This is a genomic window from Saccharothrix saharensis (assembly GCF_006716745.1).
GTDB lineage: Bacteria > Actinomycetota > Actinomycetes > Mycobacteriales > Pseudonocardiaceae > Actinosynnema > Actinosynnema saharense.
The window spans coordinates 8699336-8714717 of the sequence record NZ_VFPP01000001.1 but is presented as its reverse complement, the minus strand read 5'-3'; the positions used below and the strand labels follow the sequence as shown (position 1 = coordinate 8714717).

Annotated in this window: 13 protein-coding genes; 9 read left to right on the top strand and 4 right to left on the bottom strand. The window is 68.6% G+C overall.

The genetic code is table 11. The features are described 5' to 3' along the window. The first annotated feature begins 157 nt into the window (after window positions 1-157). Window positions 158-3559 (top strand): hypothetical protein, encoded by a 3402-nt coding sequence (locus FHX81_RS39315; RefSeq protein WP_141983499.1) that lies wholly within the window; start codon window positions 158-160, stop codon window positions 3557-3559. A 124-nt stretch (window positions 3560-3683) separates the two neighbouring features. On the opposite strand, the gene FHX81_RS39310 is transcribed toward FHX81_RS39315, so the two are convergent. Continuing rightward, window positions 3684-5672 (bottom strand): recombinase family protein, encoded by a 1989-nt coding sequence (locus tag FHX81_RS39310; RefSeq protein ID WP_246108190.1) that lies wholly within the window; start codon window positions 5670-5672, stop codon window positions 3684-3686. Between FHX81_RS39310 and FHX81_RS39305 the strand changes: the two genes are divergently transcribed. The 4 genes from FHX81_RS39305 (at window position 5650) to FHX81_RS39290 (ending at window position 8562) form a co-directional block, all read left to right on the top strand. Continuing rightward, a complete protein-coding gene (locus tag FHX81_RS39305) occupies window positions 5650-5925 on the top strand; it encodes an XRE family transcriptional regulator (RefSeq protein WP_211363911.1) in 276 nt (91 codons plus the stop codon). The genes FHX81_RS39310 and FHX81_RS39305 overlap by 23 nt on opposite strands. A 138-nt stretch (window positions 5926-6063) precedes the next feature. Continuing rightward, a complete protein-coding gene (locus tag FHX81_RS39300; RefSeq protein ID WP_246108189.1) occupies window positions 6064-6405 on the top strand; it encodes a hypothetical protein in 342 nt (113 codons plus the stop codon). Window positions 6406-6966: 561 nt separating this feature from the next. Next, window positions 6967-7455: a hypothetical protein gene (locus FHX81_RS39295; RefSeq protein ID WP_170232361.1), complete on the top strand. Its 489-nt coding sequence runs from the start codon at window positions 6967-6969 to the stop codon at window positions 7453-7455. A 114-nt stretch (window positions 7456-7569) separates the two neighbouring features. Beyond that, a complete protein-coding gene (locus tag FHX81_RS39290) occupies window positions 7570-8562 on the top strand; it encodes a hypothetical protein (protein ID WP_141983497.1) in 993 nt (330 codons plus the stop codon). A gap of 850 nt (window positions 8563-9412) precedes the next feature. Here the strand turns inward: FHX81_RS39290 and FHX81_RS41565 are convergent. Then, entirely contained in the window at window positions 9413-10387 is a 975-nt protein-coding gene (locus FHX81_RS41565; protein ID WP_211363706.1) for a serine integrase family protein, read from the bottom strand. 40 nt (window positions 10388-10427) lie between these two features. Here FHX81_RS41565 and FHX81_RS41035 point away from each other — a divergent pair, with 40 nt between their 5' ends. The 3 genes from FHX81_RS41035 to FHX81_RS39275 all read left to right on the top strand — a co-directional run bounded on the left by FHX81_RS41035 (window position 10428) and on the right by FHX81_RS39275 (window position 13173). Beyond that, complete coding sequence (locus FHX81_RS41035) at window positions 10428-10649, top strand: ATP-binding protein (protein ID WP_170232359.1); 222 nt, start codon at window positions 10428-10430, stop codon at window positions 10647-10649. 338 nt (window positions 10650-10987) lie between these two features. After that, window positions 10988-11896: a TIGR03621 family F420-dependent LLM class oxidoreductase gene (locus FHX81_RS41030; RefSeq protein ID WP_170232357.1), complete on the top strand. Its 909-nt coding sequence runs from the start codon at window positions 10988-10990 to the stop codon at window positions 11894-11896. Then, complete coding sequence (locus FHX81_RS39275) at window positions 11893-13173, top strand: APC family permease (protein ID WP_141983495.1); 1281 nt, start codon at window positions 11893-11895, stop codon at window positions 13171-13173. The genes FHX81_RS41030 and FHX81_RS39275 overlap by 4 nt, the downstream gene beginning before the upstream one ends. A 45-nt stretch (window positions 13174-13218) precedes the next feature. On the opposite strand, the gene FHX81_RS39270 is transcribed toward FHX81_RS39275, so the two are convergent. Both FHX81_RS39270 and FHX81_RS39265 read right to left on the bottom strand, forming a co-directional pair. Beyond that, on the bottom strand, window positions 13219-13737 hold the full coding sequence (locus FHX81_RS39270; protein ID WP_141983494.1) for a hypothetical protein: 519 nt from the start codon (window positions 13735-13737) through the stop codon (window positions 13219-13221). A gap of 10 nt (window positions 13738-13747) precedes the next feature. Further along, window positions 13748-14095 carry an NIPSNAP family protein gene (locus FHX81_RS39265; RefSeq protein ID WP_141983493.1) on the bottom strand — a complete coding sequence of 116 codons (348 nt, stop codon included), beginning with the start codon at window positions 14093-14095 and terminating at the stop codon, window positions 13748-13750. A 141-nt stretch (window positions 14096-14236) separates the two neighbouring features. Between FHX81_RS39265 and FHX81_RS42890 the strand changes: the two genes are divergently transcribed. Beyond that, window positions 14237-15232, top strand: a complete 996-nt coding sequence (locus tag FHX81_RS42890) for an MmcQ/YjbR family DNA-binding protein (protein WP_342787251.1) — start codon at window positions 14237-14239, stop codon at window positions 15230-15232. The last annotated feature ends 150 nt before the right edge of the window (window positions 15233-15382 follow it).

Here is a 15382-nt window from a genome sequence, read left to right as displayed (position 1 = left end):
GACACCATAACCCGACAGTCCGATGGAACGCGAAGTCCGTGTCGGCTGATCGAATTGATGTCAGCACGCGGTGATGCGCAATGATCTGGGGGTGGGCGACAGGGGCGGCGGACCCGACGAGACGGGAAGACCTGCTCCCGTCCGCACGTCCCGGACCGTGTCGCAGACCGCCGCCGTGTCGTCCGGCATCGTGGTGCAGGCCGGGCACCTGGACGGCGCCGCGACCGCACCCGGCGGCTACGCGAACGCGGGCCTGCACGTCGGGGATGTGAACCTCACGGCGGGCGCACCTTTCCGGTCGCGGTACCTGCACCAGGTCAGGCGTATGGCGCCAGAGGTCCTGGTCGGACGCGAGGCCGAACTCGCGGAACTGGCCGAGTTCTGCTCGTCGCAGTCCGGGGCCTATGCCTGGTGGCAGGGCGAGCCGTGGGCGGGCAAGTCGGCGTTGTTGTCGTGGTTCACCCTGAATCCGCCTCCCGGCGTACGGATTGTATCTTTCTTCGTCACCGCTCGAATGGCTGGCCAGAACCACCGCGGTGCGTTCATCGAAAATGTCCTCGGGCAGCTATCCGAAATGTTGAGTGAAACACCCCCGGTGCACTTATCCGAGGCGACCCGAGAAGCGCACTTGCTGGGCATGCTGGAGGACTCCGCGGCGTTGTGCCGATCACGGGACGAGCGGCTCGTTCTGCTGGTGGACGGTCTCGACGAGGACCGGGGTGTCACGACGGGGCCGGACGATTACAGCATCGCGGGATTGCTCCCCGTCACCCCACCGTTCGGTTCGAACGTCGTGGTGGCGAGCCGTTCCCACCGTCCGCTGCCCTACGACGTGCCCCAGGATCACCCGCTCCGCACAAGCTCCTCGGTCCGTGAACTGGCGCCATCCCCGGCCGCCATCGTGAGCCGGGCGGACAAGGAAAGGGAATTGCGCGGATTGCTGACCGGGCAACGCGATCTGGTGGGGTTCGTCGTAGCTTCGGGCGGAGGACTGTCGGCGGAGGACTTGGCGGAGCTGACCGACGTGACCCGGCGCGCGATGACCGAACGGCTCGCGTCGACCGCCTGCCGGAGCTTCGCCTCCCGCCCGAGCCCGTGGACCGCAGGTGAGGTGTACCTCTTGAGCCACGCCGAATTGCTGACGGAAGCCGTGGCACACCTTGGCTCCGCCGTGGACGAGCACCGGACGCGCATCCACCGGTGGGCCGACATGTACCGGGACCGCCGATGGCCGACGTCGACGCCGGAATACCTGCTGCACGGGTACTTCCGCATGGTGGCCGAGGAGGACGATGTCGTCCGGATGGTCGCGGTTGCGACCGACCGCGACCGGCTCGACCTGATGCGAAAGGTCTCCGGGAGCGATTCCGAGGCTCTGCGTCAGCTCGTCACGACCGAGGAGAGACTTCTCGCGCGACACGCGGTCACCGTGACAGCGATGACCCGACTCGCGCTCAACCGGCAACGGCTGAAAAACCGCAACGCCGCGATTCCGGTTGACCTGCCGGCCGCATGGGCGGCACTCGGCCGACACCACCGTGCCCGAGAACTCGCCAACTCCATCGACTCGGTCGTGGACCGCGTCGAGGCACTAGCGCTTGTCGCGGTCGCCGGGCAGAACACAGACACCGCGAGATCCACGCTATCCCACGCAGAGCAGCTGCTCGACCTGCTGAGCGAGCCGACCGACCGGCGCCGGGCGGCCGCGGCCATCGCCAAGGCGACGATCGCAGTCAGAGATCCAACCGAGGCATCCGGCGTCCTGCGACCACGAACGGGCCTGTCGGCCGACGACTTCGGCGAGATCGGTCGCGTCATCGAGGCCCGATGGGGTGCCGGGCAGTCGGACGTCGTGATCAACTCCATCGACGACGAGACCGCCCGATTGCGCATGTACCTGGGCACAGCGGAGGTTTCCGACGACGCAGAGCGCGCCCGCCGCCACCTCGATCACGCCGTTCGGCTCCTGCCAGGCATTCCTCGATGGGAGTTCCGGAACGCGCTGCGCCACCTCACGCGCGCCGCCTCACGGCTGTTGCCGTACGACCTCGCCGACGCGGTCGTCCGCTCACTGTTCCGCTCGGGAGCGTCAGAGGTCGAGGTAGCCAGTGCGCGAGCGGAGGTGGCGGCGAGGTGCGGTGATTTCCGGACCGTGGTGGAACTCGTCGCATCGCTCGACGCATCCGACGCGCGCCCGCTCCTCGTCCACCTGCTCGGCGCCGTGCCCTGGCCAGAGGGCCAAGCCGTCGAACTCGAGGACCGGTTGGCTGGGATCGGCGGCACCCGGAATACCCGCGCGTTGACGGTCGCCGTCGCGGAGGCGGGTGACCTGACACGTGCGGCCAGGCTCGCGACGCGCGCGGCGGACAGTGCGGCTTTGGCGTCCGTCGCCCGCCATGCCGCGGTCACCGGAAGGCCGGAAATGGCTGAACAGCTCCTCTCCGCCGCGATGAACCTCGTCGAAGCAGGCACCAACCCGGTCGATGACCTGAACGGGATGGCGGTCGTGGCGCAGGCCGCCGCGCGGTGCGGTGACGCCGTTGCCGCAAAGCGACTCATAGCGAAGGTCGATGAATCCGGGCACAGCATCGAGTTCGCTGATCAGCTCGCTGCGGCGACGGCCCTGACCGGCGATCTGCCTCTGGCCAGAGCACGCGCCGGTGACGACGAACAAGCGCTCTTGGCTGTCGTACGTGCTGCCGCCGAACTGGGAGAGGCACCGACCGCGCTGGAGATCTCCCTCGGCCTGTCCGATCGACACCTCAGAGAGGAGGCTTTCGCCGCTACCGCAGGAGCGCTGATCGAGACTGGAGAGCTGACCAGGGCGGTCACCACGATCATGCGGTGCAAGACCGACTCGGCGTGGCGGGTGGTCGCCGCCGCCCTGGCCCGGCGGCCGTTCACCTCCGATGCCAGCCATCTGGCCTTCCTCGTCCCCAAAGGGCGACGCAACGCGCTGCGCGCGGCCCTCGCCCAGTCCGCCGAGCACGCGGGCGCGGTCGACGTGGCGGACGTGTGCCTCGACGAGATCTCGAACGACGACGACCACCTGGACGCGCTGCTCAGCGTGTTGGAGGCGGCTGCGGCCCGACGTGACCTGGGCCGTGTCCGACAGCTCTCCACAGCATTACACTGTGCCGCCGCACGGTCCTCCGCCCCGGATACAACGGCTGGCCGACTCGCGGTGACCAAGACTCTGAGCGGTCTCCCAGCGTTGACGACGTTCACCGAGTCGCTCGAAGCGGTGTTGGAGGGCGCGTCCGCGAGCCAGGCGGTGGAAATCGCCCACCCCGAGCAGCGGGAGAGGGCGGCGGTGGTGCTGGCCAACGCCGGTGCAGAGGACATGGCCGCACACCTCGTCCGGACCATGCCGTCCGACTACGAGCGGGGGCGCGGGTGGTACCGCCTGGCGATGGAGACCGGTCTCGGCTCGACCGGACGGCCGGCAGCGGAGATGCTGCGGTTCCTCCACTGGACGAACGTCGTGCCGGTGATCACCCGGCACCACCCGGAGGTCATCCCCCTGCTCGTCGACGATCTCCTTCACACAACAACGTGACCACGGAGAAGTCGTCGGCTCGGATCATTGTCCTTCCGCCGAAGGTTCTTCCCCGCCGATGACGCCCCGCCAAACACTGTGTGACCGAGCCGGTGAGCTTCGGTGAGCCGCAGCAGGCAGGAGGTCAACTCCAGTTGGCCCATTTCCTGACCGGCGCGGGTGTGACGGTACATCGAAGTGAACAGCCAACCGTGCCGTCCGCCGCACGCTCCTCCCCTACCATCCGGTGTGGATAGGTCGACCAAGCCACTCCGCACAGTGCCGATTCGGTGCCGCGATGTGATTCGACACGTGCATTCTCCCGCGTTATGCTTGCGCTACACCGCGCCTGCGATAAGGTTGCCGCATGTCTCTCCGCGCGATGAGCGCGGGAGATCTCCCGCTCCGAGGGGGTCAACAAACCCTCTCGGACACGCGCACTATTCACACGGCCCACGGGTTTGATGATCACATCAGCCTCGTGGGCCGTGTGCGTGTAGCGAACTTGCAGGTCAATCGCCCTGTAGAGGCTCGCCACGCTCTCTATGTTGGCATCGGCCAACGCCTCTTCGACGTTCCCCAGCGAGTCGATCATCGCGTGCACCTCGGCGGCGCTCAGGGCGTCCGGTGCCGGGGTTCCCTCCAGTTCCGCTCGCGCGGCAGCTCGAACCGCCTGAGCCTCGTTCATCGGCTCGACCAGTGCCAGCGGGTCGATTCCGGCTTTGATGGCCTCTTGGAACCGGCTCAACTGCGCCTCCGCTTTGGCGAGCCGCGCTTTGGCGGCCTCCCTCCCGTTGACCGCACTGCTGATTCCCTGAGACTCGACCAGAGAGGCAACGGTCCGGTCCCGGTTCTCCGGTGCGATCAATCGTCCGAGCCACCCGTTCACCGCTTCCTGAAGAACGTCCTCGCGGAGGTAGACCGTGGGCGGATGAGTGGCCAGCGCAGGTGATCCGGGCGCGAGCGTCCGAGCCGGACACCTGTAGTACACGCCGCGCGCCCGTGGACTGGCCTCCATCTTCCGACCACAGGCGGTGCACCGGACGATGCCCCGGAAGAGGTACGGCCGTTTCGTGGGCCGCTCGGCGCGCTCGGTCTTGCGCGCCGTCTTCAGCTCGCCGGCGGACTTCGACTTGCGCAGCAGGTGCGCCTGCGTGAACTCCTCGACGCTCACGATCGCCGGGTGCGCGGGCTTGCGGGACCTCACGATCCGGTCAGCGCTCGCTCGTCGGAAGCGGATCACGTAGCCGGCCGCCACGTCGTCAGGGTCGAGCAGCGTCTCCTGCCGCGCCCACCGCCCGAAGAACGCAAACCCGGTGTACCTCGGGTTGTCCAGGATCGCCCGTACCGTGCTGCCCTGCCAGCCGTCCGCCAACCGGTGCCGGTTCTGGTCGGGCCGCCGAGCCGATGGGCACGGAATCCGATCCCGGTTGAGGCCCGTTGCGATCGCCCGGTCGCCTCGACCGCTCAGGTACTCGGCGAAGATCCGCCGCACCACCTCGGCGGACGGCTCGTCAATCGCCAGCACCCGCAACCGGTAGCCCTCACTCGCTTTCCGCGGATTCGGGTGCGGACCGCCGTCCCCGACCACGTAGCCGTAGGGCGCACGTCCGCCCTGGTGCCGCCCCTCGTTCACGACCTGAGCGTCCATCGCCGCCCGGACACGTGCCTGCACATGCTGGCGCTCGGGCTCGCTCATCCCGCCGAGCACGCTCATCAGCATCTTGTGCGAGGAGTTCCGGGCGTCGAACTTCCCGCCCAGCTCCGGCACCCACAGATCGACGCCGTACGCGGCGAATCTCGGCGCGACGAGCGAGAACTGATTGCCGAACCAACACCGCGTGCCCTCACCGACCACCACGGCGTTCCACCCGCGATACGGGTTCTTCAACGCCGCCAGCAGCCGAGCCGCCTCCTCCCGCCGCTCCCACGGCACGGACCGCGACTGCCCCACGTCGAAGAACTCCTCAGCGACGACACCACCGAGCGGTTCCACGAACTTCCGCGCGTTGCCGAACTGCCAGCCGCGCGACGTCTCGGGATCTTGGTTGTCCTCGGTCGAGCACCGCCCGTAGACCGCTACCGGCCGCTCGCACGTCTCGCAGGCGATCGTGCGCGAGATCCAGCACCACACAGTCGAGCGCCGCCGCAGCCCGCGGACCCTGGAGTCCCTGTCGACAACGCTCGGCTGGCACCCGCAGCACCTCGACGCCGTGCTGCACGGCCGAAGGCCGCCGGAAGCCGACGAGCCGATCACCAACCCGACCGACAGCCTGTGGTCCCGTTTGGACGGTTTCGAGCAGCGGCTCAACGACATCACCAACCTCCTCGACGACCTCAAGTCGGACATCTCGAACGTGCTCGAACACGTCCGCGACCGCCGCTAGCCCGAGGCATTTCCGCTGGTGGAGCGAGCTGTTTTCCATGGCTCGATTCCACTGCGGAAGCGCCTTCGACCCCATGCATCACCGATGCACGTCCGCTGCACAACCAGTGCACATCGCTCCGGGGGGGATAGCGAGAAGATGAGCCTGCACGAGGGCTGGACCGACCGAACCGCCAGCGCACTCCAGGCAGCCATGCGCCTCACCAACGAAGCGTTCGCCGAGCACCTGGGAATCGCCGTCCGTACGGTCGCCGGTTGGCACCAGAAACCGGACCTCAAGCCGAAGTCCGAGATGCAACAGCTCCTCGACACCGCCCACGACCAAGCCGACCCAGCGGCCATGGCCAGGTTCGCCGCGCTGATCGCCGAACCGAAGCTCGACCTCCCCGAAGGCTCGGCGGCCGACGCCGAATTCGCGAGGACGCCCGACGCGACGTCTTCGCCTACCTCGGCTACTACAACCACGACCGTCTACATTTGACACTGGGCTGCCGCACCCGCATGAAGTCCGCGTCGGCTATCGTCAAGACCTCGCCCTCGTGGCATAAAACCCGGTGTCCGGTCTCCGGGGACAACCTCAAAATGTGTGACCGCGAGCCGTCGCGTCTCCCCGCTCGGTTGCATGTCATGCGGCCGTCCGTCACATCGAATACCCGGTCGACCTTCCGGGTCGCGCCGAGCCACGCCCTGAATACGAGGTGGACGTAGGGCATTGCGGCTTCGGTGCGCACGGTGTTGCCCATTCGGACGAGGTGAGGGTCGGGTTCAGGCATCGGGATGAGGTTGAGGCCTGCCGGTCAGCGGTCGGTGGACGGTGGCGATGCACGGCCAGGTCGTGCAAGCGACGCGAACGGGGGGCGCGACGGGGCCGCTCACCGGGAGTAATCCGAGCGAGGCGTCGTCGGTTGGCCTGCGCTGGCGTGATGGCCGGAGGTGTTTCACGCTGACTGGGATTGCGGCTATCGATCGGTGACCACGGAGTCCACGCAACGGTCGAGTCCCGACATGTGTCGGACCTCTCCGTCACCGTCAGAGAGAAGGGATGTCGATGTCGATGTCGCGAGAGCGCGCTCAAGGTGTCCTCCGACCGCGGGTCCGCGGCGGCGGCGTCGTGGTGGCGTGGTGGGGTGTCCGGACGGTTGTCGCCCTGGTTCTGGCCGTGGCGGCCGTAGGCGTCGGCCTGATGGTTCCAGGCATGGCGTCAGCAGCGACGATGGACACCAAGGCGAGCGTCTACGACGCACCGCATCTGTACGGGTTGGACTGTTCTGTGTGGACGGTCAAGCGCAGCGTCCGCTGGTCGCTACCGAACGACATCCCCCAGGGGGTTCTGGTGCGCATCGTCTTCCAGAACACGGACGACACCAGGGTGAAGGGGTCGTACCCAGTAGGCGACCAGTACGTGGACTCGCTGCCCCGCTTCAGCGCGATCAGCCAACCGGGCAACAACTGGAAGGCTTGGTTCATAGACGGGAACAACGTCCGCTTGAGCAGGACCGATGCAGTCTTCGGATATCGTGAGAAGAACTAGAGGTGCCGCGGCTTCATCAAGAAGAACGGTAACCCATGACCGGCCCCGGACCACTCGGAACTTCCCGTCCGCCCTGTGTCCGGAAACCTTCACCACGGCCAACGGAGGTACCAGATGTCCAGAGTTGGAAACGCAAGACCACGTCCGGTCACCACCATCGGACTCCTGATCGTCATGCTCGGGTCCGTCACGATGGTGATGAGCACGGCCGGACCGCCAGCCTCAGCCTTCGCCGGCAACGTGCACGCACGCATGACCATCGAGGCCCTGTACACCGAGGATTCGGTCCAGAGCTGGTCGCAGACACAATTCAAGGGCGCTTCTCAGGCACCCGATGTCGACGAGGGCATGGAAGCCAAGGCTCACTGCGACAACGCGGACTACCTCGCCAGCGAGGACAACGACGGCAAGACCTACCCCGTGAGCCGCAATAAGGCCGACTTCGCCCTCGCGACCTGCGTCCGCTACGCCACCGTCCGGTACAAATACGCACTGGACTTCGCCGATGAACTCGTGGACGCCAGCGGCAACCCGAAGAACATCACCACCGGCCGCAACTGCAGGTTCGACCTCAACAAGGGCCGCCCGAAGTGCAACGTCATCGAGCAATTGGGGCGCGGGTGGCATGCGATCGAGGATTTCTACGCGCACAGCAACTACGCGGACTACGCCGACCCGAACAAGAAGGTCGACCGGACCAACCCTCCCGGACTCGGACTCGACGCACCGGCCGTGAAGCTGTGGGACGTCTCCTGGTACGTCGCGAACATGCACAACCTCAATGACATGGACAAGTGGACTCGGCAAGTAGCCAGCCGGCGCCCCAGTGAGAAACTGGCCACCGGTTGCTACCCGAACTACGTGAACGGCACGAAACAGAACTGCAGCGGTCGCACCAAGCACGACCACGACCTCAATAAGGACACGGAGAATACCCGGCGGAGCCGTGTAGTGAACTTGGCCTTCCGCAATTTCGACCTGGCGTACAGGGCGGGCGTCACGGAGATCAGGCGTCAATGGGGCGACTTCAAACGAGACCTCTCCAACAAGTACGGTGAGATCCGGGCAGCGGGTATGGTAAGGGCGCTCAAGCTGGACAAACCGTGATCCAGTGGCGTGTCCCGGAGGGTTGACCCGGTAATCGGTCCTGTGAGCTGATCGGCGAGGCTGGTCCCGCATGTCGAGTACGGGAGATGGTTGTGGCTCGTCGTCCGAGCGTGTACGTCCGGCCTTTATCGATGGAGGAAGGCCGGAAGCTTCAGTGGTCACCAGGACCTCGAACGATCCGGTGCGGCTGCGCTGGGCGATCGTGGTGCTGATGTCCGGTCACCTTCGTCGCAGCTGCCCTGCGCGGCACCATCGGCGGAGCCATCCGCGCCATCGTCGACGAGCTGCTTGACTTGATCTGACGGACTCAGACACCCGAGGGGCGCACGGTGGACCACACCACTGTGCGCCCTTGTCGGAGGCCCAAGTCCACGGCCCGACCCGGCGTGTGTGTGCAGTGGCAGGATCGCGCCACCGTCGAACGAGCCGAAACGCTTGTGTCACAACGGTTCCGGAACAGCACTCGGTCGGAATACGTATACTCCACCAGTAACGCTGACCCTGGAACGCGGCTGCATTCAGCGCGACCGCACCAACGACCTCATCCTGTTGCGCGGTAAGCACTTCGAAGGCGTCCCACCACCCACCGGCACCGAATCCGACGGAGAGCTACGCCCCCACCCCTGGGTTGTCGTCTAACCCGTCATCACCGCGGTCAACGTGGTGCAGCCACTGCACGAAGCCACCCTGCTGTTCCCGTTCATCCTGCTGGTCAACGGCAAGGTTGGGGCGAGCGTGCTCAAGACCAGAGCCACCGGGGCAGCCCGCACCAGCCAGCAGATCTTCCAAGACATCAACGCCATGATCGGCTGGGTCCACGACTACTGCCGCGCCCACGGCCGCACCGACGCTATCCCCGCCAGACCCGAGCAAGCCCGCCATCAACGCGAGCTGCCTGCGTCGCATCCTGGCCTGGTTCATCGTCCGCCGACCACGCGGACTGATCGCCGCTGCTATCCAGTACGGACACGTCCGCACCCGCGTCACCCTCGGCTACGCCGGTAACTACACCTCCGGCTTCCCCGACGACCTCGTCTTCGAGGACGTCGCCGAAAGACAGTTCGGCGAACAGCCACCGCACCACCGGAGCCGTCTCCGGGTCGATCTCCAGGCGATAGGTCATGCGGCCGCGGCGGGCGTCGGCGAGGCGCGGGTGCGCGCCGGACTCCACCAACCGATAGCCGTAGGGCGCCCGACCGCCGGGGAAGCGCCCTTCCAGGGTCTGCACGCGCATGGAGGCCATCGCGCGGTGCCGGGCTCGTGCGACCTCACGTAGCGACTGGGCTTCCAACATGTCGATCAGCGCCTGGTGCTTGGCGCTGTCCGGCTCCAACCTGCCACCGGCCTCGGGCAGCCACACCTGCACCCCGTAGCGGCGGAACAGCGCCAGCAGGCGAGGCAACTGGTCCCCGGCGAACGCCCGCTCGTACTCGCCCACGATGATCGCGTCGAACCCCCGGTCCGGATCACGCAGCGCCGCCGGCAGCTCTGCGCGATCCGAGTTGCCGGTCCCCGGCGGACGAATTCTGCTCCGGTGAACGGTCGACACCAGGGGTCCAGGGTGCGTCCACGGCTGCGTGCCGACGTGCGGTATGCGAGAAGCCCGGACGGGGTGTACGTGCACGGCTTCGCCGGTGCCCGCACGCTGACCGGTAGTGCAAGCTACGAGTGGTTGGACCGCCTGGCTCCGTTCCTCACCGGCGAACACACGCTGAGCGAGCTGGTCGCGCAGTTGGCGCCCGATCAGCGGGCGGTGGTGGAGCAGGTGGTCGACGCCCTGTTCGACCAGCGGTTGCTGGTCGACGCGCTCGACGACGAGCCGCATTCGCTCAGCGTGCAGGAGCGGCGGGTCTACGCGCCGGAGGTTGCGCCGCACCCGTGCGCTCATCCGCGTCGAAGTGACCGACCTGTCGCCGCACCTGCCGGTGGTGGGCCGGTCCTCGATCAGGGTGACGCGCGGTCGTGGGATGGTGCTCGTGGAACAGCTGTGCCGGCGCTGGGGAGCCGTGCGCCACGCGGTGGGCAAGACGGTGTGGGCCGTCCTGGCTCGCCGACCCGGGTCCTCGACCACGACGTCGACCGGTTGACCCCTCTCCCACCGCACCGCCGGGGAGCACGACGAGAGCGGGCAACCGCCGTCGAACGCGCAGCCGGAGCTCCCCGGTCAACCGCGCCGAGGTTCGTGCCCGACCGGCGCGGCGACTGCCCGACGCGTCGCGGACCGGTCCCGGCCACCGACACCTCGGCAAGCCCTGATGGCTCGCGAACAGCGCCGACCAGGCCGAACGACGACGCCGAGGCCCTGCCCGCGCCAAGTGCGCCGTTCGGGTGCGGCCGTTCGCATGACGCCATCGGGATTCCCTATCGTGCGATACCCGACCAGGTTTCGGGACGTGTTGACCTGCCTCGGCAGGCACGGAACTGTTTGCGTATTTTCGCCGACTACGACACCGCGGGGGATGATGTGCACCACTTATCGTTCGGGATCACACTGGCCACACCGGCCACGCACGACGCGCTCGTGGAGGTGTGCCAGGTCGCCGAGGGGTTCGGGTTCGACTCCGTGCTGGCCGTCGACCACCTCGGGCCGAACCGGACGTCGCCGTTCTCGGTGCTCAACCTCGCCGCGCAGGTCTCGCCGACCCTCGGCATCGGGACCTACGCGCTCAACGGGGGGTTCTGGAACTCGTCGCTGCTGGCCCGGGAGGTGCAGACGATCCAGCGGATGAGCGGTGGCAGGCTCGTGCTGGGCGTCGGGGCGGGGATCATCAAGCAGGAGTTCGACCTGGCCGGCATTCCGTGGACGCCGATGGACGCCCGGGTCGCGCACGTCGTGTCCCTGCTGGACGACCTGAAGAAGATGCTCGCCCAGGAAGCGGACGTGCCGCACCCGCCGGTCCTCATCGGCGGCACCGGTGACCGGATGCTGCGCCTGGCCGCCGAACGCGCCGACGTGGTCAGCGTGGGCGGCATCCGGCACGTCCCGGGCAAGGCCACCGGCAACTTCCGCATCATCGGCTCCGACGAGACCGCGGAGCGGGTCGCGTTCGTGCGCGACGCGGCGGCCGGCCGTGACGTCACGCTCAACGCGTTCGTACAGGTCGTGGCGGTGACCGACGACCGGGAAGCGGCGGCGGCGGGGATCGCGGCGGACTGGGAGGTGCCGCAGGAGGTGGTGCTCGACTCGCCCTACGTGCTGATCGGCACGGCGGAGGAGATCGCGGCGCAGGTCGTGGCCGCGCACCACCGGTTCGGCTTCACGTCGTTCAGCGTGCAGCGGCCGTTCCTCGACGCGCTCGGGCCGTCGATCGCGCTCGTCCGCGGTGACGCATGACGGCCGTCGGTGGCGGCCGGCTCACCGTCGGCCAGGGCACCGCGATGTACGTGGGCGCGGTGCTGGGCACGGGCGTCATCGCGCTGCCCGCGCTGGCGGCCGACGTGGCGGGGCCCGCCTCCCTGCTGGCGTGGTTGGCGCTGGTGGTGCTGTCGGCCCCGCTGGCGGCGACGTTCGCGGCGCTGGGTGCGCGTCACCCCGACGCGGGCGGCGTCTCGACCTACGCGCGGTTGGCGTTCGGCGAGCGCCTGTCGGCCGTGGTCGGCTGGTGCTTCTACTTCGCCGTGCCGCCGGGCACGACGGCGGCGGCGCTGTTCGCGGGCGCGTACGTGGAGCAGGCCGTCGGCGGCGGGCAGTGGACGGTCGTGGTGACCGCCTTGACGCTGCTGACCAGCATGGCCGTGACGAACTGGATCGGCCTGCGCGCGTCGGGCGCGGTGCAGTTCGTGCTGGCCGGGCTGCTGGTGTTCCTGGTGCTGGGCTCGGTGCTGCTCGCGGTGCCGCACGTCGACCTGGGCAACCTGACACCGTTCGCGCCGCACGGCTGGACCGCGGTCGCGTCGGCGGCGGGCCTGCTGGTGTGGAGCTTCGCGGGCTGGGAGGCGATCACGCACCTGGCGCAGGAGTTCCGCAAGCCGGAGCGCGACCTGCCGCGCGCCACCGGCATCGCGGTGGCGATCGTGGGCCTGCTGTACCTGTCGGTGGCGTTCGCTATCATCGCGGTGCTCGGTCCGGCCGCCGCCGACGGCGAGGCGCCGCTGGGTCAGCTGATCGCGCGCACGGTCGGCGGCGACGTGAAGGTGGTGGCGGCGATCGCGGCCGTGCTGCTCACCATCGGCTCGATCAACGCCTACATGGCCAGCGCGTCGAAGCTGAGCGCGGCCCTGGCCCGCGACGGCGCGTTCCCGGGCAGGCTCTCCGGCGGCACGGTCGCGGGTGAGGTGCCCCGGCGCAGCCTGGTGGTCGTGGTGGCGCTGTGCTACCTGTCCCTGGCGGTGGCGATGGGCACCGGCACGGGCGCCAAGCTGCTGGTGCTGCTGACGACCGGGCAGTTCGTCGCGGTGTACCTGATCGGCACGGCGGCGGCGCTGAAGCTGCTGCCGCCCAGGTCGCCCGCGTGGTACGCCGCGCTGGTGGCGTTCCTCGGCGTGGTGGGCCTGACCGCGGCCACGGCGGTGTACATGCTGTGGCCGCTGCTGGTCACCGTGACGGCGCTGCTGTTCCTGCGGTGGAACCGCAAGCGGCGCCAGGATCCGATCGGAGAACCGGTCACGTGATCGGAGCCCGGGGTCGCCGTCGTGCGGCGGCGACCCCGGACCACGTCACACGGTGCCGGTGAACCGGTCGTCGAGGTAGGCGATCCTGGCCTGCACGTCCCGGTCGGAGTACAGGTAGCGGATCCACGCCTGCTGCTCGTGCAGCAGGGCGCCCATCTCCCACACGCACAGCACCTCGCGGTGCCGGCCCTGCTCCAACCGGCGGAAGTCGTCGTGCTGCTGCATGTCCCGGATGTAGACGGTCTGCCACATCTCGTTCTCGCGCCGCCAGGTACAGACGATGAGGAAGTAGAACTCGCCCCGGCACAGGTGGTGGATGACGAAGCCGAGGTCGCCGGAGATGTCCAGCCCGCCGGTCGCGGCCTGGTCGCGCAGGAACGCCTTGGCCTGCTCGCGCAGGCCGTCCTCCACCACGTCCTGCGGCTCGCGCACCTCGTACCACTTCAGGTGCGCGTCGGGCAAGACCAGGTCGTGGTCGGGCAGGGCGATGACGTCCTTGGCGTAGTGGCGGTAGTCGGCGTCGACGTTGGTGATGGCTTCGAGGTGCGACAGGTTGGTGGTCACCGGCCGGATCCTAGGCAAAGGCGCCGGGCTGGGACAGCAGCTCGACCGTGCTCGCGGGCACGGGCACCAGCGCCGTGCTGTAGTCGGCCATCATCTCGCCCACCGGGCCGTCGAACGCCGCCCACTCCGGCTGCTCGTACAGCGACCCGGCGAGGTGGACGCGCTCCTGCATGCCGGGGAACGCGCGCACCAGGTGCCACTCGTCCTCGTCCAAAGGGGACGGTCCGAAGGCGAGCACGGTGATGCCGATGCGGCGCATGAGCGGGATGGTCCCCTCGCGGCTGATCCGGTCGAACTCGTCCCGGGTGCCGGGCTTGAGCTTGAACACGCGGGTTTCCAAGAGCCAGGGCTCGGTCATGTCGTGGCACTCCAAGGACGCGGCGGTGGGCCGAAACGGGTTTGGGGTGCGCGCAGCTGGGGCGGGCCGGGCGCCGGGCTCGCGATGTTTCTACCCAGGACGACGCCGTCGCGCAAGGGTGCGGCGCTAGGGTCCCGCGTCGTGAAACCGGATCTGATCACCCTGCGCGCCGCCGTCGCCGAGTTCGGCGGCACCACCACCCCGGAGAAGTCGTGGACGGTCCTGGCGTCCGCCACCGCACCGGAGTTCGACCTGGGCCGGTCGGCCCACCGGGACGCCGCGCACGCGTGGCTCAACGCGTGGGGCTGCCGGATCCGCACGCCCCGCCCGGGCGAGCCACGCGTGCTGGACGAGGGCTTGGCGGCCTGGTGGGCGACGTGGCGGTCGGCGCTGCCCGACCGCGGGACGTGGCTCGCCGAGCTGACCGACGAGCAGGTGGAACGGCTGGGTGAGGCCTTCGCCGCGCTGTCGGCGACCGCGGCGGCGAGCACCCCGCGCGGCACCCGGACGCTGGGCCCGACGGCCGCGTCCAAGCTGCTCTTCGCGCTGCGCCCGAACAGCTTGCCGCCCTGGGACAACATGATCGCCGACCGGCTGCACGGCGGTCGCCACGCGGTGGCGTACCGGGCGCACCTGCGGCTCACCCGCGGCTGGGCGGCGGAGCTGCTGGCCCAGGCGGGCGTGCCGGAGCCGGACCTGCTCGACGACCTCGGCAGGCCGGGGCGCTCGCTGGCGAAGGTGATCGACGAGTACTGCTACCTGGCGTTCACCCGCGGGTGGTCGGCGCCGCGCCGGGGCGTCACGGCCGACGACGTGCGGCGGATCGCGCGGGCGCTTCCCCGCACGGAGGAGGCGCTGGTCCGCGACCGGGTGAAATTCCGCATCGGGCGGATCGTCTACCTCGCCCTGTCACCCGACGAGCTGACGATGGGATTCGCGTTCCCCCGGGAGGAGCGAGCCGCCCTCATCGCCTCTGATCCAGATAAATTCCACCCGCCGGTAACTCCGGACGAGCGGTACAACTGGGTACGGGTGACACTGTCGCGACTGGACCTGGCCGAACTCGAGGAGCTGGTCGTGGACGCCTGGCGACTGTGCGTGCCGAAGCGCGTCGCGCGCGACTACCTCGGCCGATAGCGCCCGCCATACCGCCGAACGGGTCCAACCGGCCCAAGCGGGGTGCCGGCGTGCGGGCCATCAGGATTCCTTGGGCGGTCCCGATAGGGGAATCAAATTGGCCCGTTGACGCCGCAGAAGTCGTGTTTACGATCCTCCCTACCAAGCAGG